The sequence below is a fragment of the Rhodovulum sp. MB263 genome (genome assembly GCF_002073975.1).
GTDB lineage: Bacteria > Pseudomonadota > Alphaproteobacteria > Rhodobacterales > Rhodobacteraceae > Rhodovulum.
This window is the reverse complement of record NZ_CP020384.1, coordinates 817,647-841,499: the sequence shown is the minus strand read 5'-3', so window position 1 is coordinate 841,499 and position 23,853 is coordinate 817,647. Positions and strand designations below refer to the sequence as shown.

The following is a 23,853-nucleotide window of genomic DNA, read 5'->3' as shown; positions in this document are numbered from 1 at the left end:
CCCGTCAGATCGCGCCTCCCGCGGCGCCGGGCGAAACATAGCGCACATCGAGCCCGGGCGCGGGATGCTCGGGGACATCCTCGCCAATGACCAGTACCGTCTCGGCGTGCAGCCCTGCTGCGAACCAGAGCGCAAGGGCCAGCGCGTCATGCGGCTCGGCAGAGGGGCTTTCGACCGCGTCGAGCACGATCTTCGAGGGCGCCCAGACGCTGATCTGGCCATGCTTCATCGCCCAGTCGATCTCGGTCCGGCTGCCCCGCACCACGCAACGCGGATCGCGCCCGGCCAGCACCCAGGCATTCTGCTCGATGGCCAGCAGATCGATCCGGCGCTGGACCAGCGGCGCCGTCGCCTGCGGCGCGGGCGTCTCGGCCGCCCCGACACACAGCACCAGCGGCCGCCCCCCGGCCTGCCAGCGGTCGAGCCAGGCGGGCAGCTCGGGCGCGGCCAGTGCGGCATTGGTCAGGAACACGACAAGCGGCGCGACCGAGGGCTCGGGCTCGGCCGCCACCGGCACCGGGCGCGGCAGATCGGGTGCACGGTCGCGCACGATCTCGACCCCGAGCGCGCCGGGCCCGCGGTCGAGCTTCTCGATCCGGATATAGGCCCGCATCGCCTGCGGCGCGGCCAGGATGCGCTCGGCGACCCGCTCGGCCAGGGTCTCGAGCAGGTTCAGCCGCTCCGAGGAGAGTTCGGCCGCGATCGCCTCGGCAATCATGTCATAGGACAGCACCCGGTCGACATCGTCGTCCAGCGGCGCCGGATGCGGCCGGACCTCGACCACGACATTGAACCGCACCCGCTGGGTCGAGCCGCGCTCGGCCTGAAAGGCCCCGATCTCGACCTCGGCGACATGGTCGCGCAGCGAGATCCGGTCGCGCAGCGGCCGGGCCGGATCCATGGCCTCGGCCCGTTCAGAAGGATGGGCAAAGGCAAGGCGGATGTCGTCTGTCATCTGGGTCTCCGGCATGCTGGCTTTCCTCATAGGCGGAAACGGGCGCGACGAACAGCCCGGCGGCCGGATGATACGGGATGCAACGGGGCGGGCGCTTCAGTTGGCCGCGACGGCAGCAGGCTGACGGTAGAACAGATGCTGGCCGATCGAGGCCGTCCGCGGCAGGCGTCGCGCCCAGCCCGGATCGACGCTGCGATTGTGGTAATGTGTGGCGCCGCCGGTCAGCGCCCGCGGAGCGCCATCAAGCATCAGGCGCGCGATCTTGCCCAGCCGCCGATAGGCCCGCTGATCCGAGATACGCTCGGCGCGGCCATCGCAGGTATAGGAAAACTGGCAGCCATGCAGCTTGCCGCTGCCCTGATGCACCACGCCGCAGACGCTGTCGGGGTAAAGCGGCGAGGCGACGCGGTTCAGGATCACCTCGGCCACGGCAAACTGACCCTTCACCGTCTCGCCGCGGGCCTCGAAATAAAGCGCCTCGCTCAGGCAGGTCCAGGAGTCGCCGCCCTTGGCAGCGGGTTGGGCATCGAGCCATTTCGGGTCATAGCGCCGGGCATCGCGGACTGTCGGGGAGGTGGCGAGGCGGTTGATCCGGCGCGAACCGAGCCTCTGAAGCCCCGCACGCTCGGCGCCGAGAAGCCGGGCGAGATTGTCGCCCAGAACCGCTGTCGGATCGTTCGACTGCGATCCCGTCATCTCCGACTGGCCCGCCGGAGCGACCAAAAGCAGGGCTGTAGCTGCCGCAATACCTGCGACCCGAACATTTACCCGACCCATTCTGCCCCTCATCGCTGGCCAGGGCCCTCACATGACCCTGGGGCGGGCCTCTACCCTCAAAGGGCCTAAATGTCCATCCGAGGGCCCATTTTGCAATCATTAGGCGATTAATTTGATGATTGCCGTCCTGCGGAAAAATTCGCTTCTGACGCGAAAACTGGCAACCAAGCCGTTGATTCAATAGCGCCCATGTTTTGGGCGTCGCGCTGTGCCCAGCGCCAGCTGTGCGGCGGCAAGTCGCGCAACGGGCACCCGGAACGGCGAGCAGGAAACATAGTCGAATCCGGCCTGGCGACAGAAGGCAATCGAATCTGCATTGCCGCCATGTTCGCCGCAGATCGACAGCACGACCTCGGGCCGGGCCTGCCGTCCGCGTTCGGCGCCGATGCTCAGAAGCTCGCCCACGCCCTCGGTATCGAGCACATGGAACGGGTCTTCGGCAAAGACCCCCTGCTTGACATAGGACCCCATGAAACGCCCGGCATCGTCGCGCGACAGCCCATAGGTCATCTGGGTCAGATCGTTGGTCCCGAAGCTGAGGAAGGCGGCATGCTGCGCGATATCGCCAGCCCGAAGCGCGGCCCTTGGCGTCTCGACCATCACCCCAAGCCGGTAGGCGAAATCGGCGCCGCGCTCGGTCCGCACCGCGGCAGCGAGCGAGTCGATCCGGGTCTTGACCAGTTCGACCTCGCGCATCGCCGAGACCAGCGGGATCATGATCTCGGGCACCACCGGCTGCCCCTTGCGGCTGACCTCGATCGTGGCCTCGAAGATGGCCCGGGCCTGCATGTCGTAGATCTCGGGCACGGCGATCCCGAGCCGCACCCCGCGCATGCCCAGCATCGGGTTGAATTCGGACAAGGCCTTGACCCGTCGGGTCACGTCGGACACCGGCAGGCCAAGCGCTTCGGCCAGCCCGTGGATCCCCTCGCGCGACTGCGGCAGAAACTCGTGCAGCGGCGGGTCGAACAGCCGGATGCAGACCGGAAGCCCCTGCATGATCTCGAAAAGCCGGATGAAATCGCTGCGCTGCATCGGCAGCAGCCGCTCCAGCACCGTGCTGCGGTCCTCGGGGCCGGCAGCAAAGATCATCTCATGCATGACCGTCAGCCGGTCATGTTCGAAAAACATATGTTCGGTGCGGCAGAGCCCGATCCCGTCAGCACCGAACCGGCGCGCGGTCTCGGCATCGGCGGGGGTGTCGGCATTGGCGCGGATGCCGATATCGCAGGCCGCCTCGGCCCAGCCCATCAGCGCATGGAACGCATCGTCGAGCGCGGGCGGCAGCATCTTGGCCTCGCCCAGCAGCGCCTGCCCGTTGGTGCCGTCAAGCGTGACGATATCGCCCTCATGCAGCTTGCGCCCGTCCGATGTGATCAACACGCCGTCGCGACGGTTCAGACGCATGTCCGAGACGCCGACGACGCAGGGAACCCCCAGCCCGCGCGCGATCACGGCGGCATGGCTGGTCATGCCGCCACGCTCGGTCATCACCCCCGCCGCCACATGCATGCCGCGAATATCCTCGGGCGTGGTCTCGCGCCGCACCAGGATGCAGGGCTCTCCGCGCGCGGCACTGGCCTGCGCCGCGGCCGAGCCGAAGACAAGCCGCCCCACCGCCGCGCCGGGGCTCGCGGCAATGCCCTGCGCGATCACCTGCCGCCGCCCGCCCGGATCGACCTGGCTGTGCAGAAGCTCGCTGACCGCGCGGGGCTCGATCCGGGCCAGCGCCTCCTCGCGGGCGATGATCCCCTCATCGGCCAGCATCACCGCGATCCGCACCGCGCTGCGCGCGCTGCGCTGCACCCGTACCGCGTCCAGCACCCAAAGCCGCCCGGCCTCGATGGTGAACTCGATCTGCATCTCTTCGCACAGATTGATCCGGCAGGTCTCGCCGTACCGCTTGAGCCGGGTGAAAAGCTCGGGGCAGCGATCCTCGAGCGCCGGGCCGCGCGGATCGCGGGTCAGGAACAGCGCTTGTTTCTGGCGGCTGACCGCATCGCGCCCCTGACTTTGCGCCAGATAGCGCCCGGTGATGCGCCGCTGTCCGGTGGTGCTGTCGACGAACTGGATCACCCCCGAGCCGCTTTCCCCGGGCCCCAGTCCCAGCGCCATCTGCTGCACCACAAGCCCCAGCCCCGCCTCGGCCGGCGCGCCCTTGGCCTGGCGCAGAAGCCGCGCCGTCGTGCCCTCCCAAGCCCGCGCCATCGAGCGCAGAACCTCCAGCAACTGCCGCGCCGGGTCTTGCGGAAACCGCTCTTCGGTTTCCTCGGCATAGGCTGCAAGGGCCGCCCTCACCGCCTCGGACGAGCATTCCTCGGCCTCGAACAGATCGGGATCGAGCCGCGCGACATGGACCGCATAGGCCTGGATGAACCGCAGATAGAGCGCATTGGCCGGGGTCTCGCCATGGCTTGCGCACAGCGCGGCATGGCGGGCGTCGTTCATGCCGATATTCAGGATCGAAGCCGGCCCGCCCCAGTCGGGGTCCTGCGAGCTGGGCCGCACGGAAACCAGAGGCGCCGCCCCGAAGACCGCCAGCAGCGCCTCAGCATCGGGCATCTGGCCCAGCGCGATCCGGTGTACGGCCTCGAAGGACAGCGCGACGGTACGCGGCACCGGCAGGTCGATACGCACCAGCCGCTGCAGGCACTTGGCCCGCCCGCCATGGCGGTCGGCGGCAATGGCCGCCTCCGGCGTTATCTCGGTAAAGTCAACGATATCCGTGAGTTTCCGCACCGCAGCATCCTTCCCCCCTGCTGCAGCATACGCCGATGACGGCGTCTGACAAGCAAAGCGTCACGACGCGGCACTCAGCCCTCGATCCGGGTCAGATCGGCCACGCGCCCACAGGTCGTCCGGATGCGGTGCAGAAGGTTCAGCCGATTGCGGCGGATGATCTCGTTGTCGGAATTGACCTGCACCGCCTCGAAGAAGGCATCGACCGGCCCCCGAAGCGCGGCCATGGCGGCCATGGCCTTCGCGAAGTCCTCGGCCTCCATCGCCGGACCGATGACCGCCTCGGCCATGTCGAGCGCATCGAAAAGCGCCCCCTCGGCCGGGTCCTCGGCGAATTTCCGGTCGGCCCCGAACGAGTATTCGACCCCGTCCTTTTCCTCGGCCTGGGTCAGGATGTTGTTAGCCCGCTTGAAGCCCTGCACCAGGTTTTCGCCATCCTCGGTGCCCAGCACCGCCTGCAGCGCCCCGGCCCGCCGGACCAGCAGCGTCAGGTCGTCATTGCCGGGCATGGCCAGACAGGCGTCGATCACGTCATGCCGGATGCCCTCGGCACGCAGGTGGACCTTGAGCCGGTCATGGAAGAAGGAGAGGAGGTCGGAAGATTTGCCGCTGAAATCACGCAGGTAATCGGCTCGAAGCCTATCATGTTCCTTATTCTGGCCTTCGATTTCATCTGCCAGCTCTGACAAATGCCGGCTCACCCAGGGCTTATCAGTTTGGAATTTCCTGAGAGCCGCTGCGGCTTCTTCCGCCCCGTAGGATGGAAACACTTTAGTCACGTCCATGAAATGACTTAGACGCCAATCCAGAAAGCCCTCAAGCTGGAGGCGCACGCCGTTCGATACAATCAGCCGGATCACCCCCAGCGCGGCGCGACGCAGCGCGAAGGGGTCTTTGGACCCGGTGGGTTTCTCGTCGATGGCCCAGAAGCCCGTCAGCGTGTCGATCTTGTCGGCCAGCGCCACGGCGACCGAAACCGGCGCGGTCGGGACCGCGTCGGAAGGGCCGAGGGGCTTGTAATGCATCTCGCTAGCCTCGGCGACCTCGGCGGGCAGGCCCGCGGCCTCGGCGTAATAGCGGCCCATCAGGCCCTGAAGCTCGGGGAATTCATAGACCATCTGCGAGGCCAGATCGAGCTTGGCGACCTTTGCCGCCTGTTCCGCCAGATCGGGATCGGCGCCGACCTTCGGCGCGATCTCACGGGCCAGCGCGGCGATGCGGCCGATCCGGTCCGCCTGGGACCCAAGCGCGCTCTGGAAGGTCACATGGGTCAGCGCCTCGCGCCACTTCTCCATGCCGGCCTTCGCAACGGCAAGGTCGTTGCCCCAGAAGAAGGCCGCATCCGACAGGCGCGCGGATAGCACTTTTCCGTTGCCCTTGAGGATGGTCTCGCCGTTATCGGCGGCTTCCCGGTTCGCGACTGTCACAAATCGAACAATCTGCCCCGTTTTCGGGTCCCTGACCGAGAAGAACTTCTGATGCTCCTTCATCGAGGTCTGAAGCACCTCGGGCGGCAGGTCCAGGAAGGCCTCGCCGATGGTGCCCATCAGCACCACGGGCCATTCCACGAGCCCCGCGACCTCGGTCAGAAGGCCCCTATCCTCGACCACCTCAAGACCCTGGGCGAAGGCCGCGTTGGTGGCGTCATGCCAGATCTGCTCGGCGCGTTCATCCTGATCGAGCATGACCTTCGCGCGCTTGAGCCTGACCGCGTAATCCTCGAAGCCCGTCACCCGGAATGGCTCGGGCGCCATGAAGCGATGGCCGCGGGTGGTGTCCCCCGCGCGGATGCCGTCGATCTCGAGCGGCACGATCTCGGCCCCGGCCTCGGTGGTCAAGAGGCACAGGATCGAGTGCAGCGGGCGCACCCAGCGCAGGTTGCCCGCGCCCCAGCGCATCGACTTGGGCCAAGGGAAATTACGGATCACGCCTTCCAGCACCTCGGCCACGATCTCGGACGCGTCGCGGCCGGGCTTCTCGATCAGCGCGACCCAGACCCGGCCCTTCTTGTCGTCGCGGGCCTGAAGCTGGTCCTGCGTCAGCCCGGTCGCGCGCAGGAAACCTGCGAGCGCCTTTTCCGGCGCATCGACACGGGGGCCCTTGCGCTCTTCCTTCAGGTCGGGACTGCGGGCCGAAAGCCCCTCGATGGCCAGAACCAGACGGCGCGGCGTCGACCAGACGCGGGCATGGGCATAGCTCAGACCGGCCTCGACCAGCCCGTCGGTCACCCGCTGGCGCAGCGCCTCGCGCGCCCCGGCCTGCATGCGGGCCGGAATTTCCTCGGAGAAGAGTTCGATCAGAAGGTCGGGCATGGGACGTCCCTAATTCGCGGCCTCGGGCGCATCGCCCGTCCAGCCGCCGGCTTTCGTTTCGACGAAGGCATCGGCACAGCGCTTGGCCAGCGCCCGCACCCGCCCGATATAGGCCTGGCGCTCGGTGACCGAGATCACGCCGCGCGCGTCCAGAAGGTTGAAGAAATGGCTGGCCTTTATGCACTGGTCATAGGCCGGATGGACCATGACGATGCGCTTGCCGCTGCGCGGGTCGTCGGCCGGCTGATCGAGGATGCGGGCGCATTCGGCCTCGGCCGCCTCGAAGAACTGCAGAAGCTTGTCGGTGTCGGCCACGTCGAAGTTCCAGCGGCTGTATTCCTCCTCGGTCTGGCGGAACACATCGCCGTATTTCAGTGCGATCGGCGCATCGGGATCGTTGAAGGGCATGTCCATCACATGATCGATGCCCAGCACATACATCGCCAGCCGCTCCAGCCCGTAGGTCAGCTCGCCCGAGACCGGATGGCAGTCATGGCCGCCAACCTGCTGGAAATAGGTGAACTGGCTGACTTCCATGCCGTCGCACCAGACCTCCCAGCCCAGCCCCCAGGCGCCCAGCGTCGGGCTTTCCCAGTCATCCTCGACAAAGCGGATGTCGTGATAGTCGAAGTCGATGCCGATGGCGGCCAGCGAGCCCAGATACAGCTCCTGCAGGTCGGGCGGGCTGGGTTTGATCAGAACCTGATACTGGTAGTAATGCTGCATCCGGTTGGGGTTCTCGCCGTAGCGCCCGTCGGTCGGCCGTCGCGAGGGCTGGACATAGGCCGCAGCCCAGGGCCGGGAGCCCAGCGAGCGCAGCGTGGTCGCCGGATGGAAGGTGCCCGCGCCCACTTCCATGTCGTAAGGCTGCAGGATCGCACAGCCCTTCGACGCCCAGTAGGTCTGGAGCCTGAGGATGATCTCTTGGAAACTGCGCGGTTTGCCGTCGCTCATGGCGCCTTGAATCCCCTGTCCCGGTGGATGACCGGGCCTCAATAGGCAAGCGATGCAACAGGGTCAATCAACCCGACACGAAAGGGTCTTGTTGACGTGCATTAAACGACGTTCCTGCTAGGGTCGCGACAGATTCGCCGCACCGGCGAAAACGGACTGGACGACAAGGTTTACAAGACTGATGAGATTTCTAGCAACGATCGCCTTCGTGCTCTTGGCGGCGATACCTGCCGCCGCGCAGGACCGCGCCTGGGTGCAGGTCGAGGCCCATCCGACGCTGCGCGAGACCGAAGAGCGTGCCCGCGCCTATGCGGCCACCCTCAAGGACGTGGGCGCCTACCGACTGAGTTCCGGCTGGTATTCGATTGCCGTCGGCCCCTATTCCACCACCGAGGCCGAAGCCGAGCTTGCCCGCTACAAGGCCGCAGGCCTTGTTCCCGCGGACACCTTCATCGCCGATGGCGCGAGTTATGAACGGCGGGTCTGGCCGGCCGGCGCCCGGATGCAGGACCCGGCCTCCGACAGCGCGGCCCCGTCCGCGACCGTGGCAGCCCCGGCAACGGCGGCTCCGGCCGCCGCCGCGCCCGCCGCGCTGCCCGACGAGACCCCGTTCGAGGCCCGCCAGTCCGAGGCCCGGCTTGACAGGACGGCCCGGCTGGAGATCCAGACCGCGCTGAAATGGGAAGGGGTCTACAGCTCGACCATCGACGCGGCCTTCGGCCCGGGCACCCGCCGCGCCATGGCCGACTGGCAATCGGCGCAGGGCTACGAGCCGACCGGCGTCCTGACCTCGCGACAGCGGGCCGAACTGGTCGACGATTACAAGGCACAGATCGCGCGCCTGGGCATGACCCCTGTCGACGAGCCCGAGGCCGGGATCCGGATCGAGATGCCGATGGGCCTTGTGAAGTTCGACCGCTACGAACCGCCCTTCGTGCATTATGCCAGCCGCGGCGACAGCGGGGTCACGGCGCTTCTGATCAGCGAGCGCGGCGACCAGTCGACCCTGTTCGGCCTTTACGACGTCATGCAGACGCTGGAAATCGTGCCGCTGGAAGGCCCGCGCGAACGCTCGTCGCGAAGCTTCACGCTGACCGGAAAGAACGACCGGCTGCAATCCTACACCCATGCCGAGCTGACCGGAGGCATGGTCAAGGGCTTCTCGCTGATCTGGCCCCCGTCTGCGGACCCCAAGCTGATGCAGCGCGCGGTGGCGATGATGAAGGACAGCCTCGATTCGGTGCCGAATGTGGCGCTTGACGACACGCTGGGCGAGGCCACGGAAGAGCAACGCGCCGACATGCTCTCGGGACTGGAGCTGCGCAAACCCGAGGCGACCCATTCGGGCTTCTTCGTCGATGCCAGGGGCGCGGTCCTGACCACGACCAACGGCCTTGAGGCCTGCCGCCGCATCACCATCGGCCCCGAGCTCGAGATGACGCTGGCCGCGACCGATGCCGCTCAGGGGCTGGCACTGCTCCGGCCCGGCCGGACGCTGGCGCCGATCGGCTTCGCCGAATTCGCACCGGGCGTGCCGCGGCTTCGAAGCGATATCGCGGTCGCGGGCTTTTCCTATGGCGAGGTGCTGGATCTTCCGGTGCTGACCTATGGCGTGCTGGCCGATCTCAAGGGGCTTTCGGGCGAAGAGAATGTCGACCGCCTCGAACTCGACGCGCTGCCCGGCGATACCGGAGGCCCGGTGCTCGACGCCTCGGGTGCAGTCATCGGCATGCTGCTGGCCACTCCCGACGGCGCCCGGCAACTGCCCGAGCAGGTGCGCTATGCGGCCGACGCCTCGGCGGTCGGGGCCTTCCTCACGGCCAACGGGATCGACCCCCGCAGCTCTTCGGCAACAGGCGCCCTGCCGCCTGCCGAACTGTCGCGCCGTGCGGCCGACATGACCGTTCCGGTCTCCTGCTGGAACTGACCCCTGAGGGCGGGGGCGGATTTCGGTCCGCCCCCGTTCAAACCTGCCACCTCCAGACCAGTCCCTTTCAGAACAGTCCAGACGCGCTCACTCGGGCCCGCTCATTCCCGCCGGTTCAGCCCCGCAGTTTCAGGCCCGCCAGAACTGCACGGTGAAGATCGCGAAGACCACCATCAGTTCGAGCCGGCCGACAAACATCGCCATCGACAGGATCCATTTGGCGATATCGTTCAGCCCCGCGAAATTGCCCGAAGGCCCGATCTTGTCGCCGAGCCCCGGCCCGATATTGCCCAGCGTCGTGGCCGCGCCCGACAGCGCCGTCGTCGCATCGAGCCCGGTCGCCCCCAGCAGCACCGAGACCACCCCGAGCGCCACCACGAAATAGACGAAGAAGGACATGACCGAGGACAGCACGTCCTCCTCGACCCGCCGCCCGTCATAGCGCGGCTGGAACATCCCGTGCGGCGCGTGGATCGACTTGATCTGGACCCGGATCGCCGAGAACAGAAGCTGATAGCGGAAGATCTTGATCGAACAGGCGGTCGATCCCGCACAGCCTCCGATCAGCCCGATGAAAAAGAACAGGATCACCGGCAGCGCGCCCCAGAGCTGATAATCGGTACTGGAAAAGCCCGTGCCCGAGATGATCGAGGTGACATTGAACACCCCCTCGCGGAACGCATGCTCATAATGATCGCCGTTGGCGAGCACCCGGAACGCCGCAATGACCAGCACGAAGGCGGTAATCACGCCGAGATAGGTCCAGATCTGGCTGTCGCGCAGGATCGGCCGCACCTGACCGGCCAGAAGCTGCACATAGCGCACGAAAGGCAGGCTCGCGAGCACCATGAAGACCGCGGCCACATATTCCGGCACGCCCTGATAAAGCGAGAAGGACGCGTCATGGGTCGAGAAGCCGCCGGTCGACACCGTGCTCAGCGCGTGGTTGAGCGCATCGAAGAGAGGCATGCCGACGACGACGAAGCACAGCATGCAGGCCACCGTCAGGAACAGGTAGATCCCGGAGATCTGCGCCGCGATCTCGACCGCGCGGGGCAAGACCTTGCCACCGGTCTCGAATGCCTCCGAGCGGAAGATCTGCATGCCGCCGACCTTGAGTTCCGGCAGGAACACCATCGCGACGACGATGATGCCGATGCCGCCGAACCATTGCAGCATCGAGCGCCATAGCAGCGTGCCGCGGGGCAGCGCATCAAGCCCGGTAAAGACGGTGGCCCCGGTCGTGGTCAGCCCCGACATCGCTTCGAAGAAGGCATCGACCGGACGCGCCTCGGGCAGGCCCAGCACGAAGGGGATGCCCGCGAAAAGCGGCAGCGCGAGCCAGACCGCCGAGGTCAGCAGGAAGGTCTGGCGGATCGACAGCCCGCCATCCGACCCGCTGGCACAGGACAGCGCCACCAGCCCGCCGGTCAGACCGGTCAGGAGCGCCGATTCCAGAAACGCGCTCCAGTTCGGGTTGCCGTCCCAGAGGTCGAGCGCCATCGGAAACAGCATGGTGGCGCCGAGTACAGCCACCAGGAGGCCGATCACATATCCAACGGGACGCAGGTCGAGCATGGGGCGCAGGCTTGGCCGCAGGACCTCGACCTGTCAAGCAGCCTCAGCGGCCGTGGACCAGCGTCGAGAACAGCTTGGGGTCGAGACTATCGGCCGCGAAGGTCTCGCCTTCGGTCAGGACGCTGACGGCATCATGGCTGTGCAGGCTCTCCTGATGGCTGGCGATCACGCGAAAATCGCCGATCCGCGGCTCGGTCAGCAGCGCCTCGGCAAACAGCCGGGCGGCATCCTCGACGAAGATCGGATTGGCCGCATTGAGCTCGGCGAAGGCCTGTTCGTCCTCGCGCTTGACCATCACCTGGGTCTCGGTCGGCACCGCCTGGCGGCAAAGATCGATCAGGTCCTCGAACCAGAGACAGTCGCCGCCGGGTTCGAGCGCGACCGAGATCCGTGCCACCGAGCGCTGCGAATGCGGCGTGGCCAGCTGACCGCGCTCGCGCCGCGCATGTTCGGAAAGTTCAAGCGAGCAGGGGCAGGTCGAGCTGTAGACATAGTCGAGATGCATGATCTGTCTGGTCACACCGGCGGATTCCACCAATTCCAGCGCGAAGTCGTAATATTGGAATCCGTCAAGTCCGGAGCGCAGCGACCGCACCTTCACCGGGAACGAGAAACGCATCATGATCCGCGCGTCGAAGCTGTCGAGATCGGCCTTGTAGCTGGCCAGCGCGGCTTCGATCACCTGAAAGCTGAAGGTCCGCTCGGCATGGGCATAGAAGCTGCGCATGATCCGGGACATGTTGATGCCCTTCTTCTCGGCCTCCAGACTGACGGTGCCGGTGACCGAGGTTTCCAGCGTCAGATCGCCATTGTCGCGGGTATGGAACCGGATCGGCAGGCGGAAGTTGGAAATCCCGACATGCTGGATCTGACGGCGCGCGCCGCGGATCAGGCTGGCCGGACCGTTCTGCAGATCGGGCAGGCTTGCCTTATAGGCCGCGTCGGCCTCGAACCGGTCCGGATAGGTCCGGCTCAGGGACGGATACTCGGGCACCGGCCGCCCCGGGCAAAGCGCCGACAGGGCCGGATCGAGGGTCTCGATCTCGCTCTCGGAAGCCGCTCCGGCCCAGTCGCGCAACAGCGCCAGGGCACGCTCCGCCTCTGCGCGCGTCGGTTCGCGGTCGATGTCGCGGCTGAAAACATTCATCGGGGTGTTCCCTTCTCGACCTCGCCATGCCTCCAAAATGGGCGCAAAGCGCGGAAAGTCCATGACGATGACCCAGATTTTACGACCGATTCTCCGGACCGGCCCCGCCGAAGACAGCTCCGGCCGGGGGCGTCGCGCTCAGATCCGGTCCAGCGCCGCGCGCAGATCGGCCAGCAGATCGGCCGGGTCTTCCAGCCCGACACTCAGTCGCAGAAGACCGGGCCCGATGCCCAGCGCGGCCTTGGTCTCGTCGCTCAGGCTTTGATGCGTCGTGGTCGCCGGATGGGTGATGATGCTTTTCGCATCGCCGAGATTGTTCGACAGGCGCCAGATCTCGAGCCCGTTCAGAAACCGGAAGGCGGCCTCCTTGCCGGCCGCGAGATCCAGCGCGAGAAGCGTGCCGCCCTCGGGGAAAAGCGCATGCCCCGGATGGCTGGCAAGCCCCGGATAGATCACCCGGGCAAAGCGCGGATCATTCTCGAGTTCTTCGGCGATCAGCCGCGCCCCGGCGGCCTGGGCGCGCACCCTCAGATCGAGCGTTTCAAGCCCCTTGAGCATGACCCAGGCATTGAACGGGCTGATCGCCCCGCCGGAATGCTTCATGTAGGTCTGCACCGGCCCGCGGATCACCTCGCGCGGCCCGAGGATGGCGCCGCCCAGACAGCGGCCCTGCCCGTCGATATGCTTGGTCGCGGAATAGACCACCAGGTCGGCGCCCTGCTCGAAGGCCCGCGAGAAGACCGGCGTCGCGAAGACGTTGTCCACGATCACCCTGGCACCCGCGGCATGGGCAATCGCGGCCACGGCGGGCAGGTCGACCACCTCGAGCACCGGGTTCGAGATCATCTCGAAGAAGACCGCGGCGGTCCCGGGCGTCACCGCCGCGCGCCAGGCCTCCAGATCGGTGCCGTCGACCAGCACCACCTCGACGCCGTAGCGGCCGAGAACCTCCTCGAGGATGTAGAGGCAGGAGCCGAACAGCGCCCGTGCCGCAACCACCCGGTCGCCCGCCTTCAGAAGCGCCATCAATGCGCCATTGACCGCCGCCATGCCCGAGGCACAGGCAAAGGCATCCTCGGCGCCCTCGATCATCGCCAGCCGGTCCTCGAAGATCGCGACCGTCGGATTGCCATAGCGGGCATAGATGAATTCGTCGCGCCCGGCCTTCTCGAACCGGGCCTCGGCGGCTTCGGCGCTGGGATAGTCGAAACCCTGGGTCAGGAAGAGCGCCTCGGACAGCTCTGCATACTGGCTGCGGCGCGCCCCTTCATGAACCGCCCGCGTGCGTTTCGTCCAGTCCCGTTCCATGGCGCACCTCCTGCGCAAAACAAAAAACCCCCACCGTCACAGACGCCGGGGGCAAGCTCCGACCTCTTTAGCGGTTTGTTTAACGTGGCCCGCAATCCGGTGAACAAATCGCCACGAGAGCATTGGGTATGCCCTCTCCGGCAGGGCGTCAAGCGTCGTCATGCAGCTTTAACAGCGGCTTCACGGGGCTGTTTCAGAGTTTTCGTATCGGTTGGCCGCACGGAACTTTCGGAGCGGACGGGATGCCCCTGATCCAGGTCAACGCCACCGGAGAACGGCCCGAACCCCAGGGCGGGACGGCACGGCTTGGTCCGCTGCTCGATCGCGCGCTGGCGGGGCTGGCGCCCCGCGCCCCGGTCGCGGTCCTCATCCACGGTCTCAAGTTCAGCCTCAGCGATCCGGCGCAAAGCCCGCACCGGCATATCCTGGCGCTCGCCCCCGAGGATCGCTGCTGGAAGGCGGTGTCCTGGCCGAGGGCGCTTGGCTTTACCGGGCAAGGCCGGGCCGAGGGGCTCTGCATCGCCTTCGGCTGGGAGGCGGGGCACAATGTCTGGCGGGCCTATGAGGAGGCGCCCCGGGCGGGTCTGGCGCTGGCCCGGCTGATCGAGGCGGTGCGGGAGCGCGCCCCCGGGCGCCGTGTCGATCTTCTCGCCCATTCGCTGGGCGCGCGGGTCGCGCTGTCGGCGATGTCGGGTCTTGCCGAGGGTGCGATCGGTCATGCGGTGCTGATGGCCCCGGCCGAATTCGCCCCGGCGGCGCGATCGGCGCTTGGCTCGGCCGCGGGGCGGCAGGCGCGGGTACTGAATGTCACCAGCGGCGAGAACGACCTTTACGACTGGCTGCTCGAACGCTTCGTGGCGCGGCGGGGCGACGGGCCGACGCTCGGGCGCGGGCTCGGCCGCACAGAGCCGAACTGGACCGATTTGCGCATCGACGATGCGGCGACGCTGGCGGCGCTGGCCCGGCTGGGCCATCCGGTCGCGCCGCCCGAGCGGCGGGTCTGCCACTGGAGCCCCTATGCCCGGCCCGGCATGCTGGAGCTTTACGCGGCGCTGATCCGGGGCGCCCTGCCCTACGATCTGCTCCGCGCCCGCCTTCCCGAGGCCCGGGCCGCGCGCTGGTCACGCCTTCTTGCGCTGCCCCGGGTCGCACTGCCCTTGCCCTTCGCCGGAAACGCCCCATCCTGAGCCGCGAAACGGAACGGGAGACGCGAATGACATCCGAGATCGAGCTTTACTACTGGCCCACGCCGAATGGCTGGAAGATTTCCATCGCGCTCGAGGAAATGGAGCTGCCCTATCGGCTGACCTTGGTCGATATCGGCGCGGGCGACCAGTTCAAACCCGACTTCCTGAAGATCGCGCCGAACAACCGAATGCCCGCCATCATCGACCCCGACGGACCGGATGGTGCGCCGGTCTCGATCTTCGAATCGGGCGCAATCCTGCAATATCTGGCCCGCAAGACCGGGCGCTTCTGCGGCCGGACCGAGCGCGAACGCATCGCGGTCGACCAGTGGCTGATGTGGCAGATGGGCGGGCTGGGTCCGATGGCGGGCCAGGCCCATCACTTCCTGAAATACGCCCCGAGCCTCGAGCCGCCGCAGGACCTGCCCTATGCCAAGGACCGCTACCGGGCCGAGGTCGCGCGGCTTTACGGCGTGCTCGACCGGCAGCTGGCGCAGGCGGAGTTCGTGGCGGGCGATTTCTTCTCGATTGCCGACATGGCGATCTGGCCCTGGGCCTCGAACTGGGAAGGACAGGAACAGAACCTCGATGACAAGCCGCATATGGCGCGCTGGCTGGAAAACGTGGGCACCCGTCCCGGGGTGCAGCGGGGCCGGGCGCTGGCGGCCGAGAAGAAGGCCGATCTCAGCACCGACCGCAAGGCGCAGGCCATGCTGTTCCGGCGGAGCTAGGCCCGACGAGCCAGCACCCGGAGGCAGGCCGGGGCCGGGCGAAAAATCTTCGTCGAAGATTTTTCGTCCCGCTCAGCCCTCGCGCCCTTTCTCCTCGAGGCCATAGCGCTTGAAGAGCCGCCCCTGTGCCATGAAGAAGCCGAAGATCGCGACGGTCAGCCCGAAGGTCTTGAAATTGACCCAGGCATCGGTCGACATCGTGCGCCAGATCGCCTCGTTCAGGACCGCGAGCCCGACGAAGAACAGCATCAGCCTCCGGGTCAGGATCATCCAGCCCGCCCGTTCCAGAGGCACTGCTTCCTCCAGCACATATTGCAGGTAGGATTTCCCGCGCAGAAGCCCGAAGCCGAGGACCGCGGCGAACAGCGCATAGATCGCGGTCGGCTTCATCTTGAAGAAGCGCTCGTCGTTCAGCCAGACCGTCAGCCCGCCGAACACAACGACCAGCACCGCCGTCGCGATCTGCATCTTCGAGACATGCCTGGTCAGCGCCCAGAGGATCGCCGTCGTGATCAAGAGAAGCGGAATGAACCCCGCCGTCGCCAGTATGAAGCCCTCGTATTCGGTGCCGGCGATGGTGAAGGTCCGGTCGCGTAGCCGCAGATAGGCGACGAAAAAGGCCACGATCGGCCCCAGTTCCAGCGCCAGTTTCAGCCCCGGATTGATCTTGCGCTTTTCGGCCATCGGCCTCAGCCTCCCATCTCGACAATCACCGCCCCGGCCGCGATCAGCGCCATCAGCGCCAGCCGCCGCGGCCCCACCTTCTCGCCCAGGACCAGCCAGCCGATCAAGGCCGCAAATACGGTCGAGGTCTCGCGCAGCACCGCCGCCTCGCCCACCTTGTCGAGCCGGGTCGCCATCATCACCGCGCCGAAGCTCAGGAAGGCCACGAGCCCGCCCGCAAAGCCCCGCAGCATCAGCGGCCCCGGCGCCGGGCGCCCGGCCATCTGCCGCCAGCGCATCAGCGCCAGCCAGGGCATCGTGCTCAGCCCGTCGATGAAGAAGAACCAGGCCAGGAAGGTGAAGGGATCCGCCGTCGCCCTGATGCCATAGGCATCGAAGGTGGTATAGGCTGCGACGAAGCCGCCGGTCAGCACCGCGAAGGCAAGCGCGGGTTTCAGCGTCTCGCGATCCGTCGCCCAGTGCCGCAGGTTGTAGACCGCAAGCCCGTAGATCCCGGCCAGAAGCACCGCGATGCCGAACCATTGCATCGGCCGGAAGACCTCGCCGAACAGCGCCCAGGCCCCGATCACCGTGAACAGCGGCCCGGTGCCCCGCACCACCGGATAGACGACCGTGTAAGCGCCCTTGGTATAGGTGTAGCCCTGGGCGAGCTTGTAGCCCAGATGGATCGCGAAGACGCCTGCGAAGATCGGCCACATATGCGGCTCGGGCCAGGGCACCACGAACAGCGCCACCGGCGCGGCCATGACACCGTAGGAGAAGTCGATCGCGCCGCGCGACAGCCAAGGATCGTGCCGTCCCTTCTGCAGCGCGCCGAAGACCGCATGCAGCACCGCCGCCGACAGCGCCAGAACCAGCGCCAGATCATGCCCGGCGGAGGTCCCCTCGACCGAGGCGATCCAGTCGGTCATCGTCGTCCGATCCCTCGCCCTGCCCCCCTGGGCGGGCTATCTGCCCATAGGGAAGGATCAGGAGGAAGGCAGATGCTGGACAATCTCGCAGCCGAGTTTTCCGAGCCGTTCGGCGGAATGCCGACGGAGGTCGCGATACTTCGGCTGGTCGCCGCGATGACGCTTGGCGGTCTGATCGGCTTCGAGCGCGAGCGGCGCGGCAAGCCCGCCGGGCTGCGCACCCATATGCTGATCGCGCTGGCCGCCTGCCTGTTCACGCTGATCGCGCTGCGGATGATCGACGCGGCCAGCGCGGGCGATGTCACGCTCCGGATCGACCCGTTGCGGCTGATCGAGGCGGTGACGGCGGGCGTGGCCTTCCTGGCCGCCGGGGCGATCATCACCAATCGCGGCGGCGTCCGGGGGCTGACCACCGGCGCCGGCATGTGGCTGGCGGGCGCCATCGGGCTGGCCTGCGGCACCGGGGCCCTGCCGCTGGCGGGACTTGCGACGCTGGTCGCCCTGATCGTGCTGGGGGTCGTCCGGCTGCTCGAATAGCGCGCTCCGCCCGGCGCGGCCTCAGTCATCGAGCCCGGCCAGCGCGTTGGCGAAATCCTCGGGCTCGAAAGGCGCCAGATCGTCGATCTGCTCGCCCAGACCGATGGCATGGATCGGCAGGCCGAAGCGGTCGGCCAGCGCCACCAGCACGCCCCCCTTGGCGGTGCCGTCGAGCTTGGTCATCACCAGCCCCGAGACATCGGCAAGCTTCCGGAAGGTCTCGACCTGGCTCAGCGCATTCTGGCCGGTGGTCGCATCCAGCACCAGCAGCGTGTTATGCGGCGCGGTCTCGTCGCGCTTGCGGATCACCCGCACGATCTTGGCAAGCTCCTGCATCAGGTCCTGCCGGTTCTGCAACCGCCCGGCGGTGTCGATCATCAGAAGGTCGGTGCCCTCGGCCTCGGCCCGGGCCATGGCGTCGAAGGCGAGGCTGGCCGGGTCGGCGCCCGGCGGCGCGGTCATCACCGGCACGCCTGCGCGTTCGCCCCAGACCTGAAGCTGTTCGACGGCGGCGGCGCGGAAGGTATCGCCCGCGGCCACGATCACCGACTTGCCCGCGTCGCGGAACTGGCTGGCGAGCTTGCCGATGGTGGTGGTCTTGCCCGAGCCGTTGACGCCGACCACCAGCACCACCTGCGGCTTCTTCGGATAAAGCGGCATCGGCCGCGCGACGGGCTCCATGATCCGACCGATTTCCTCGGCCAGCAGCGCCTTGATCTCATCGACCGACAGCCGCTTGCCGAACCGCCCCTCGGCCATGTTGGCGGTGACCCGCATCGCGGTATCGACTCCCATATCGGCCGAGATCAGCAGCTCTTCGAGGCTTTCCAGCATCGCATCGTCAAGCTCGCGCCGGATCACCGTCTTCTTCTGCCCGGACGTCTTCCGCTCCGGGGCCATCTCGTCGGAGCGCCCGAACACGCGCCCGAAAAAACCCCGGCGCGGCGCATCCGCCGCGGTCTCGTCGCCGCCCCCGTCTCCGGGGCCGGTCATATCCTGCCGAATTTCGTCCGGAGCCGCGGGGAGCAGATCCGAGGGCAGCTCGGCCGGAATGTCCGCCGGGATCTCCTCGGGCATCGAAGGCGGGACCTCATCGGGCCAGCCGGGCGCTTCCTGCGGCGGCTCGGGCGGGTGCTCGGAGGGTCCCGGCGGGATGTTCAGCGGCTCGGGATCGGGCACAGGCACCGGAGTCGGAGCCGGTTGCGGCTCGGGGTCCGGAACCGGAACGGGCTCGGGCGTCGGCGCCGGCTCCGGGGCGGGATCTGGGGCAGGGCCCGGTTCAGGCGCGGGTTCAGGTTGCGACCTCGGGTCAGGTTGCGGTTCCCCGGATCCGGGCGCGGAGACATGGGGCGCCGCCCCGGCAGCGCCCGAAACCAGCGGGCTCGGAGGGTCTTCTTCGCGCGGCGCCACCGGCTCCGGCCTGGCATCGGCCGCGGGAGTTGGCGCGTAAGCGTGTTCGGGAGCGGCGGGCGGGACCGGGGCCGAAGCGGTCTCGTCGGGACCGATGGCGGCGGATGCGGCCTCCTCTTCGCGCCCGCCATCGCGCACGATCTCTTCCAGACCCTGCTCGATCTTCGAGGACGACTTGCCGAGCCGCTGTCTGAGCTTGCTGAAAAACGCCATATCGTCTCCTGCGCCTCCCCTGTGAGACCCTGTCCTGACCTATGCGGAAACGCCCCGATATGGAAGGGGGCGCGCCCGGCGCCATCTTCGCCGCAGGCGCCCGCCGACGCCATGGTTCCCCCCGACGCACCCTGCCGATGCCCCTGCCCGCCGACGCAGCCCCCCGCGCGGCGGCGCTGGCGAACCGGGACCGGCTCTGGCAAAGTGAGGACAAGGACAGACCGGAGGATCCCCATGCGCCGCGCACCGACCGCCCTTCTTCTCGCCGCCGCCCTGCCCGCCCTGGCGGCCGGGCTGACCGCAGCCGAGGCCGCCGAGCCGATGTCTGGGGCCGCCTTCGACAGCTATGCCACGGGCAAGACGCTGTTCTATGCCTCCGGGGGCCGCGCCTACGGCGCCGAGCAGTATCTCAGCGGCCGCCGCGTCATCTGGACCTTCCTCGATGGCGACTGCGCCGAAGGCGTCTGGTTCGAGGCGGCCGGGCAGATCTGCTTTCGCTATGACCGCGACCCGGAAGATCCGCAATGCTGGAGCTTCTTCGAATCCGGTCGCGGGCTGATGGCGCGGTTCGAGAACGACCCGGAGCAGACCGAACTGATCGAGGTCAAGCAAAGCCGCGAACCGCTGATCTGCTCTGGCCCGCGCGTCGGCGTCTGAAACGGTTGCAGAGGGTGGTGCGTGAACCGTCGCGCCCTAGCAGGTTCCGCAAGGGCGAGCCGGCCCTGACCACCCGGAAGATGCCGTTCACCCCCTCCGGTCATCAACCCGCGCCACCCCGCGCGGCTTGTGCGGGAAAAGGGGCCGGATCACCTCCAATCCGAAGCCGGTCAGATCGAAACGTGCCATGCTCACCTCCGCTTTCGGAAGCGAAGCACTGACAGGCCGATCAGGGAATTCCGTTTATGGGGTCAGAGCCCAGACCGCGCGCCGGAGGGCCGGACGGCCGCAGATCAGAGCAGAGAGCCCTGTTCGGGCGGCTCGTCGCTCTTGCGGCTGCGGCGCGGCGGCCGGCCGCCGATGGCAAGACGCCCGTCCCGGAACTCGATCTCGAGCGCGCCTGCCTGTTCGGCCGCGGCCCGGCTCGTGATCACCTTTCCGCCCGTCCGCACCACCGCAAAGCCGCGCCGGAGCGTTTCCTCATAGCTGAGCCCCGCCCGCATCCGCTCGAGCGCCTCGAGCCGCGCGCGGTGCCGGTCGAGCCCGGCGCCCAGCGTCGCGCGGAGCCGCGCCTCGAGCCGGCTCAGCGCCTCGCGGCCGGTCTCGACGCGGCGCTGCAACAGCTCGGGCCGGACCCGGCGCGCGGTCTTGTCCAGCTCTGACGCTCGCAGCCGCCCAAGCCGCGCCAGTGCGGGCACGATCCGGGCCGCGCGCTCATCGGCGCGGCGGCGGTCCTCGGTCAGCCTGCGCCTCAGGCTGGCCGGCCGCAGCGCGGCCCCCGCCTCGGACAACCTTAACCGCTCGCGCGAGACCCGGGCCGACAGCGCCGCAGGCAGACGGTCGGCGGCACGGTCGAGCCGCTGGGCCGCGAAATTCAGAAGCGTCTCGGGGCGGGGCAGCGCGCGCGCCAGATCGGCCAGCCGCTGGCGCCGCTGCATCAGAAGCCGCCCAAGCGCCGCCGAGCGGCGCGCCTCCAGCCCGTCAAGCGCGGCGATCAGATCGAGCCTCACCGGCACCGCCATCTCGGCCGCCGCCGTGGGCGTGGGCGCACGCCGGTCGGCGGCATAATCGATCAGCGTGGTATCGGTCTCATGGCCCACCGCCGAGATCAGCGGAATTTGCGATGAGGCCGCGGCGCGCACCACGATTTCCTCGTTGAAGCCCCAGAGATCCTCGAGGCTGCCGCCGCCACGGGCCACGATCAGCAGATCGGGCCGCGGGATCGCGCCGCCCTCGGGCAACGCGTTGAAGCCCTGGATGGCGCGGGCCACCTCGGACGCGCAGGCCGCGCCCTGAACCGCGACGGGCCAGATCAGCACATGGCGCGGGAAGCGGTCGCCGAGCCGGTGCAGGATATCGCGGATCACCGCGCCCGAGAGCGAGGTCACGACCCCGATCACCCGCGGCAGATAGGGCAGCGCGCGCTTGCGTTCGGCCGCGAACAGCCCCTCGGCCGCCAGTGCCGCCTTGCGCTTCTCCAGCATTGCCATCAGCGCGCCGACGCCCGCGGGCGCGATATCCTCGATCACCATCTGATAGCGCGATTGCCCGCCGAACGTGGTCAGCCGCCCGGTGGCAATGACCTCCATGCCCTCCTCGGGCCGGGTCGCCAGCCGCTGCGCGGTGCCCTTCCAGATCACCGAGGCCAGAACGTTCCGGTCATCCTTGAGATCGAGATAGATATGCCCCGAGCGCGGCAGGCTGACCCGCCCGACCTCGCCGCGCACGCGGACATGCGAGAAGGCGCCCTCGACGGTGCGCTTCACCGCACCGGAGATTTCCGAGACGGTGAATTCGGGGGAATTGGGGCCGCCGGGGCCGGCATCGTCGATCAGGTCGGACATGGCCCCTTGGTGCCCGGAAATCGGGCGGCGTTCAACTGCCTCCGCGTCGCGCCCGACCGAAGGGCGGCTCAATGCGCGATGCGGACCTGCGCCAGCTCGCGCAGATAGACTGCAACGCCCCGGGGGCTTGCCAGATCGACCCGCATCGCGCCCCGGGTGCTCCAGACCAGATAATCGGCGCCCTGCACCAGCGCCGCCTCGGTCGCCGGGCCGAAGGCGCCGTCGATCCGCGCCGCGTAAAGCCCGACCTCGCAAAGCTCGGCCTGTACCGCCCGCCGCTCATCGGGGCCGAGCCGCTGAAAGCCGGTCTCGAGCAGATCGGCGCGGTAGGGCGCGGCCAACAATGCGCCGGGGATGGCGGTCGGGGCGAAGGCGATGGCGGGGCGGTTCATCGGGGCACCTCTGGAGCGGCGGTTGCGGATGGAGCGGGGGTTGCGGATCGGTCGGCCCTGGAACGTGGTGGGGCCATCGGGGATCGGTCGGACGGGACGTGCCTTTCGGCGAAACCGGTTAATGGAGCGTTTACCTTTCGGGTATCGCCTGTCGGCGGGGCATCGTTGCGAACAAAGCAAGACGTTTTCGCGGTCGCTTTCGGGGTGTGTGCGGGCTGCTTGCCCGGGACCGCCGCGCAGCCTACAAGGCGCCGGACGAGAGCTTGGCGAAAGGCGGCAGATGAACATCCTCATTCTCGGCGGCGGCGGGCGGGAACATGCGCTGGCCTGGGCGATCCTGCAGAACCCGAAATGCGACCGGCTGATCGTGGCGCCGGGCAATGCCGGGATCGCGGCGATCGCCGAATGCGCGACGCTCGATATCGAGGATGGCGGCGCGGTCGCTGCCTTCGCCGAGGAAAACGCCGTCGATTTCGTGGTGATCGGCCCCGAGGCACCGCTGGCCGCGGGCGTGGCCGACCGGCTGGAGGGCGCGGGCATCCTCTGCTTCGGGCCTAGCCAGGCGGCCTCGGCGCTGGAAAGCTCGAAAAGCTTCACCAAGGCAATCTGCGATGCCTGCAACGCCCCCACCGCAAGCTATGGCCATTTCACCGATGCCGCGGCCGCGAAGGCCCATATCCGCGAGACCGGCGCGCCGATCGTGGTCAAGGCCGACGGGCTGGCGGCCGGCAAGGGCGTGATCGTCGCCATGACCCTGGCCGAGGCCGAGGCCGCCATCGACGACATGTTCGGCGGCGCCTTCGGGGGCGCGGGAGCCGAGGTAGTGATCGAGGAATTCATGGAGGGCGAGGAAGCCTCGTTCTTCGTCCTTTGCGACGGCACCGACGTGCTGGCCATCGGCACCGCCCAGGACCACAAGCGCGTGGGCGAGGGCGATACCGGCCCCAACACCGGCGGCATGGGCGCCTATTCCCCGGCGCCGGTGATGACCGAGGCGGTCTGCGCGAAGGCGATGGAAGAAATCGTCCGGCCGACCGTGGCCGAGATGGCCCGGCGCGGCACCCCCTACAAGGGCGTCCTCTATGCCGGGCTGATGATCCGGGACGGCCAGCCCCGGCTGGTCGAATACAATGTCCGTTTCGGCGATCCCGAGGCCCAGGTGCTGATGATGCGGCTTGGCGGGCAGGCGCTCGACCTGATGCTGGCCTGTGCCGAGGGCCGTCTGGCCGGGGCCCGTGTAAACTGGGCCGACGATCATGCCATGACCGTGGTGATGGCGGCGAAGGGCTATCCCGGCGCCTATGAGAAGGGCTCGGTCATCGGCGGGCTCGACGCCCTGCCCGCCGACAGCTTCCGGATGGTCTTCCATGCCGGCACCCGCGCCGAGAACGGCAAGGTGACAGCGGCAGGCGGCCGGGTGCTGAACGTGACCGCGCGCGGCGCAAGCCTCGCCGAGGCGCGCGACCGGGCCTATGCGATGATCGACCGGATCGACTGGCCAGAGGGGGTCTTCCGGCGCGACATCGGCTGGCGGGCGCTTTAGCAGGGCGGCTGACAAACTCCATCAAGCACCGGATTTGGCCGGTCTGA

Annotated in this window: 19 protein-coding genes, 1 pseudogene and 1 riboswitch; of the genes and pseudogenes, 6 read left to right on the top strand and 14 right to left on the bottom strand. The window is 68.0% G+C overall.

Annotated features, from left to right (window positions below; translation table 11 throughout):
• Window positions 1-4: 4 nt before the first annotated feature.
• The 5 genes from B5V46_RS04025 to B5V46_RS04005 all read right to left on the bottom strand — a co-directional run bounded on the left by B5V46_RS04025 (window position 5) and on the right by B5V46_RS04005 (window position 7,737).
• Entirely contained in the window at window positions 5-955 is a 951-nt protein-coding gene (locus B5V46_RS04025; protein ID WP_080617940.1) for a dihydroneopterin aldolase, read from the bottom strand.
• A 96-nt stretch (window positions 956-1,051) separates the two neighbouring features.
• Entirely contained in the window at window positions 1,052-1,651 is a 600-nt protein-coding gene (locus B5V46_RS04020; RefSeq protein WP_231119219.1) for a cell wall hydrolase, read from the bottom strand.
• 258 nt (window positions 1,652-1,909) lie between these two features.
• The gene (locus B5V46_RS04015; RefSeq protein WP_080615404.1) at window positions 1,910-4,471 is read right to left on the bottom strand and encodes a putative PEP-binding protein; all 2,562 of its coding nucleotides are present in this window, start codon (window positions 4,469-4,471) and stop codon (window positions 1,910-1,912) included.
• A gap of 74 nt (window positions 4,472-4,545) precedes the next feature.
• Window positions 4,546-6,783: a glycine--tRNA ligase subunit beta gene (glyS, locus tag B5V46_RS04010; RefSeq protein WP_080615403.1), complete on the bottom strand. Its 2,238-nt coding sequence runs from the start codon at window positions 6,781-6,783 to the stop codon at window positions 4,546-4,548.
• Between the two features lie 9 nt (window positions 6,784-6,792).
• Window positions 6,793-7,737 carry a glycine--tRNA ligase subunit alpha gene (locus B5V46_RS04005; RefSeq protein WP_080615401.1) on the bottom strand — a complete coding sequence of 315 codons (945 nt, stop codon included), beginning with the start codon at window positions 7,735-7,737 and terminating at the stop codon, window positions 6,793-6,795.
• Window positions 7,738-7,918: 181 nt separating this feature from the next.
• Here B5V46_RS04005 and B5V46_RS04000 point away from each other — a divergent pair, with 181 nt between their 5' ends.
• Window positions 7,919-9,664: a serine protease gene (locus B5V46_RS04000; RefSeq protein WP_155773932.1), complete on the top strand. Its 1,746-nt coding sequence runs from the start codon at window positions 7,919-7,921 to the stop codon at window positions 9,662-9,664.
• 129 nt (window positions 9,665-9,793) lie between these two features.
• Here the strand turns inward: B5V46_RS04000 and B5V46_RS03995 are convergent, their stop codons facing one another.
• From B5V46_RS03995 to metZ, 3 genes are all read right to left on the bottom strand, one after another.
• Window positions 9,794-11,242 carry a TrkH family potassium uptake protein gene (locus tag B5V46_RS03995; protein ID WP_080615398.1) on the bottom strand — a complete coding sequence of 483 codons (1,449 nt, stop codon included), beginning with the start codon at window positions 11,240-11,242 and terminating at the stop codon, window positions 9,794-9,796.
• Window positions 11,243-11,285: 43 nt separating this feature from the next.
• Window positions 11,286-12,389, bottom strand: a complete 1,104-nt coding sequence (folE2, locus tag B5V46_RS03990) for a GTP cyclohydrolase FolE2 (protein WP_080615397.1) — start codon at window positions 12,387-12,389, stop codon at window positions 11,286-11,288.
• A 138-nt stretch (window positions 12,390-12,527) separates the two neighbouring features.
• On the bottom strand, window positions 12,528-13,697 hold the full coding sequence (gene metZ, locus B5V46_RS03985; RefSeq protein WP_080615395.1) for an O-succinylhomoserine sulfhydrylase: 1,170 nt from the start codon (window positions 13,695-13,697) through the stop codon (window positions 12,528-12,530).
• Between the two features lie 46 nt (window positions 13,698-13,743).
• A riboswitch (SAM riboswitch) is annotated at window positions 13,744-13,822 on the bottom strand.
• 117 nt (window positions 13,823-13,939) lie between these two features.
• Between metZ and B5V46_RS03980 the strand changes: the two genes are divergently transcribed.
• Both B5V46_RS03980 and B5V46_RS03975 read left to right on the top strand, forming a co-directional pair.
• Window positions 13,940-14,884, top strand: coding sequence for an alpha/beta hydrolase (locus B5V46_RS03980; RefSeq protein WP_080615393.1), 945 nt, complete (start codon window positions 13,940-13,942; stop codon window positions 14,882-14,884).
• Window positions 14,885-14,910: 26 nt separating this feature from the next.
• Complete coding sequence (locus B5V46_RS03975) at window positions 14,911-15,615, top strand: glutathione S-transferase N-terminal domain-containing protein (protein ID WP_080615392.1); 705 nt, start codon at window positions 14,911-14,913, stop codon at window positions 15,613-15,615.
• Between the two features lie 72 nt (window positions 15,616-15,687).
• On the opposite strand, the gene B5V46_RS03970 is transcribed toward B5V46_RS03975, so the two are convergent.
• Together B5V46_RS03970 and B5V46_RS03965 are read right to left on the bottom strand one after the other, a co-directional pair.
• Window positions 15,688-16,299 (bottom strand): inner membrane-spanning protein YciB, encoded by a 612-nt coding sequence (locus B5V46_RS03970; RefSeq protein ID WP_080615391.1) that lies wholly within the window; start codon window positions 16,297-16,299, stop codon window positions 15,688-15,690.
• Between the two features lie 5 nt (window positions 16,300-16,304).
• Window positions 16,305-17,210 carry an EamA family transporter gene (locus B5V46_RS03965; protein WP_080615390.1) on the bottom strand — a complete coding sequence of 302 codons (906 nt, stop codon included), beginning with the start codon at window positions 17,208-17,210 and terminating at the stop codon, window positions 16,305-16,307.
• Window positions 17,211-17,282: 72 nt separating this feature from the next.
• Here B5V46_RS03965 and B5V46_RS03960 point away from each other — a divergent pair, with 72 nt between their 5' ends.
• Window positions 17,283-17,747 (top strand): MgtC/SapB family protein, encoded by a 465-nt coding sequence (locus tag B5V46_RS03960; protein WP_080615388.1) that lies wholly within the window; start codon window positions 17,283-17,285, stop codon window positions 17,745-17,747.
• Between the two features lie 21 nt (window positions 17,748-17,768).
• On the opposite strand, the gene ftsY is transcribed toward B5V46_RS03960, so the two are convergent.
• Window positions 17,769-19,370 carry a signal recognition particle-docking protein FtsY gene (gene ftsY / locus B5V46_RS03955; protein ID WP_080615386.1) on the bottom strand — a complete coding sequence of 534 codons (1,602 nt, stop codon included), beginning with the start codon at window positions 19,368-19,370 and terminating at the stop codon, window positions 17,769-17,771.
• A gap of 234 nt (window positions 19,371-19,604) precedes the next feature.
• Between ftsY and B5V46_RS03950 the strand changes: the two genes are divergently transcribed.
• On the top strand, window positions 19,605-20,027 hold the full coding sequence (locus B5V46_RS03950; protein ID WP_080615384.1) for a hypothetical protein: 423 nt from the start codon (window positions 19,605-19,607) through the stop codon (window positions 20,025-20,027).
• On the opposite strand, the pseudogene B5V46_RS20385 reads toward B5V46_RS03950, so the two are convergent.
• From B5V46_RS20385 to B5V46_RS03940, 3 genes and pseudogenes are all read right to left on the bottom strand, one after another.
• Window positions 20,008-20,216: pseudogene (locus B5V46_RS20385) on the bottom strand (transposase); the annotation flags it as partial. The gene B5V46_RS03950 and the pseudogene B5V46_RS20385 sit on opposite strands and share 20 nt — an antisense overlap.
• 104 nt (window positions 20,217-20,320) lie before the next feature.
• On the bottom strand, window positions 20,321-21,871 hold the full coding sequence (xseA, locus tag B5V46_RS03945; protein ID WP_080615383.1) for an exodeoxyribonuclease VII large subunit: 1,551 nt from the start codon (window positions 21,869-21,871) through the stop codon (window positions 20,321-20,323).
• 68 nt (window positions 21,872-21,939) lie between these two features.
• Window positions 21,940-22,263, bottom strand: a complete 324-nt coding sequence (locus tag B5V46_RS03940; protein WP_080615381.1) for a peptidoglycan-binding protein — start codon at window positions 22,261-22,263, stop codon at window positions 21,940-21,942.
• A gap of 280 nt (window positions 22,264-22,543) precedes the next feature.
• Between B5V46_RS03940 and purD the strand changes: the two genes are divergently transcribed.
• A complete protein-coding gene (purD, locus tag B5V46_RS03935; protein WP_080615380.1) occupies window positions 22,544-23,806 on the top strand; it encodes a phosphoribosylamine--glycine ligase in 1,263 nt (420 codons plus the stop codon).
• Window positions 23,807-23,853 lie beyond the last annotated feature (47 nt).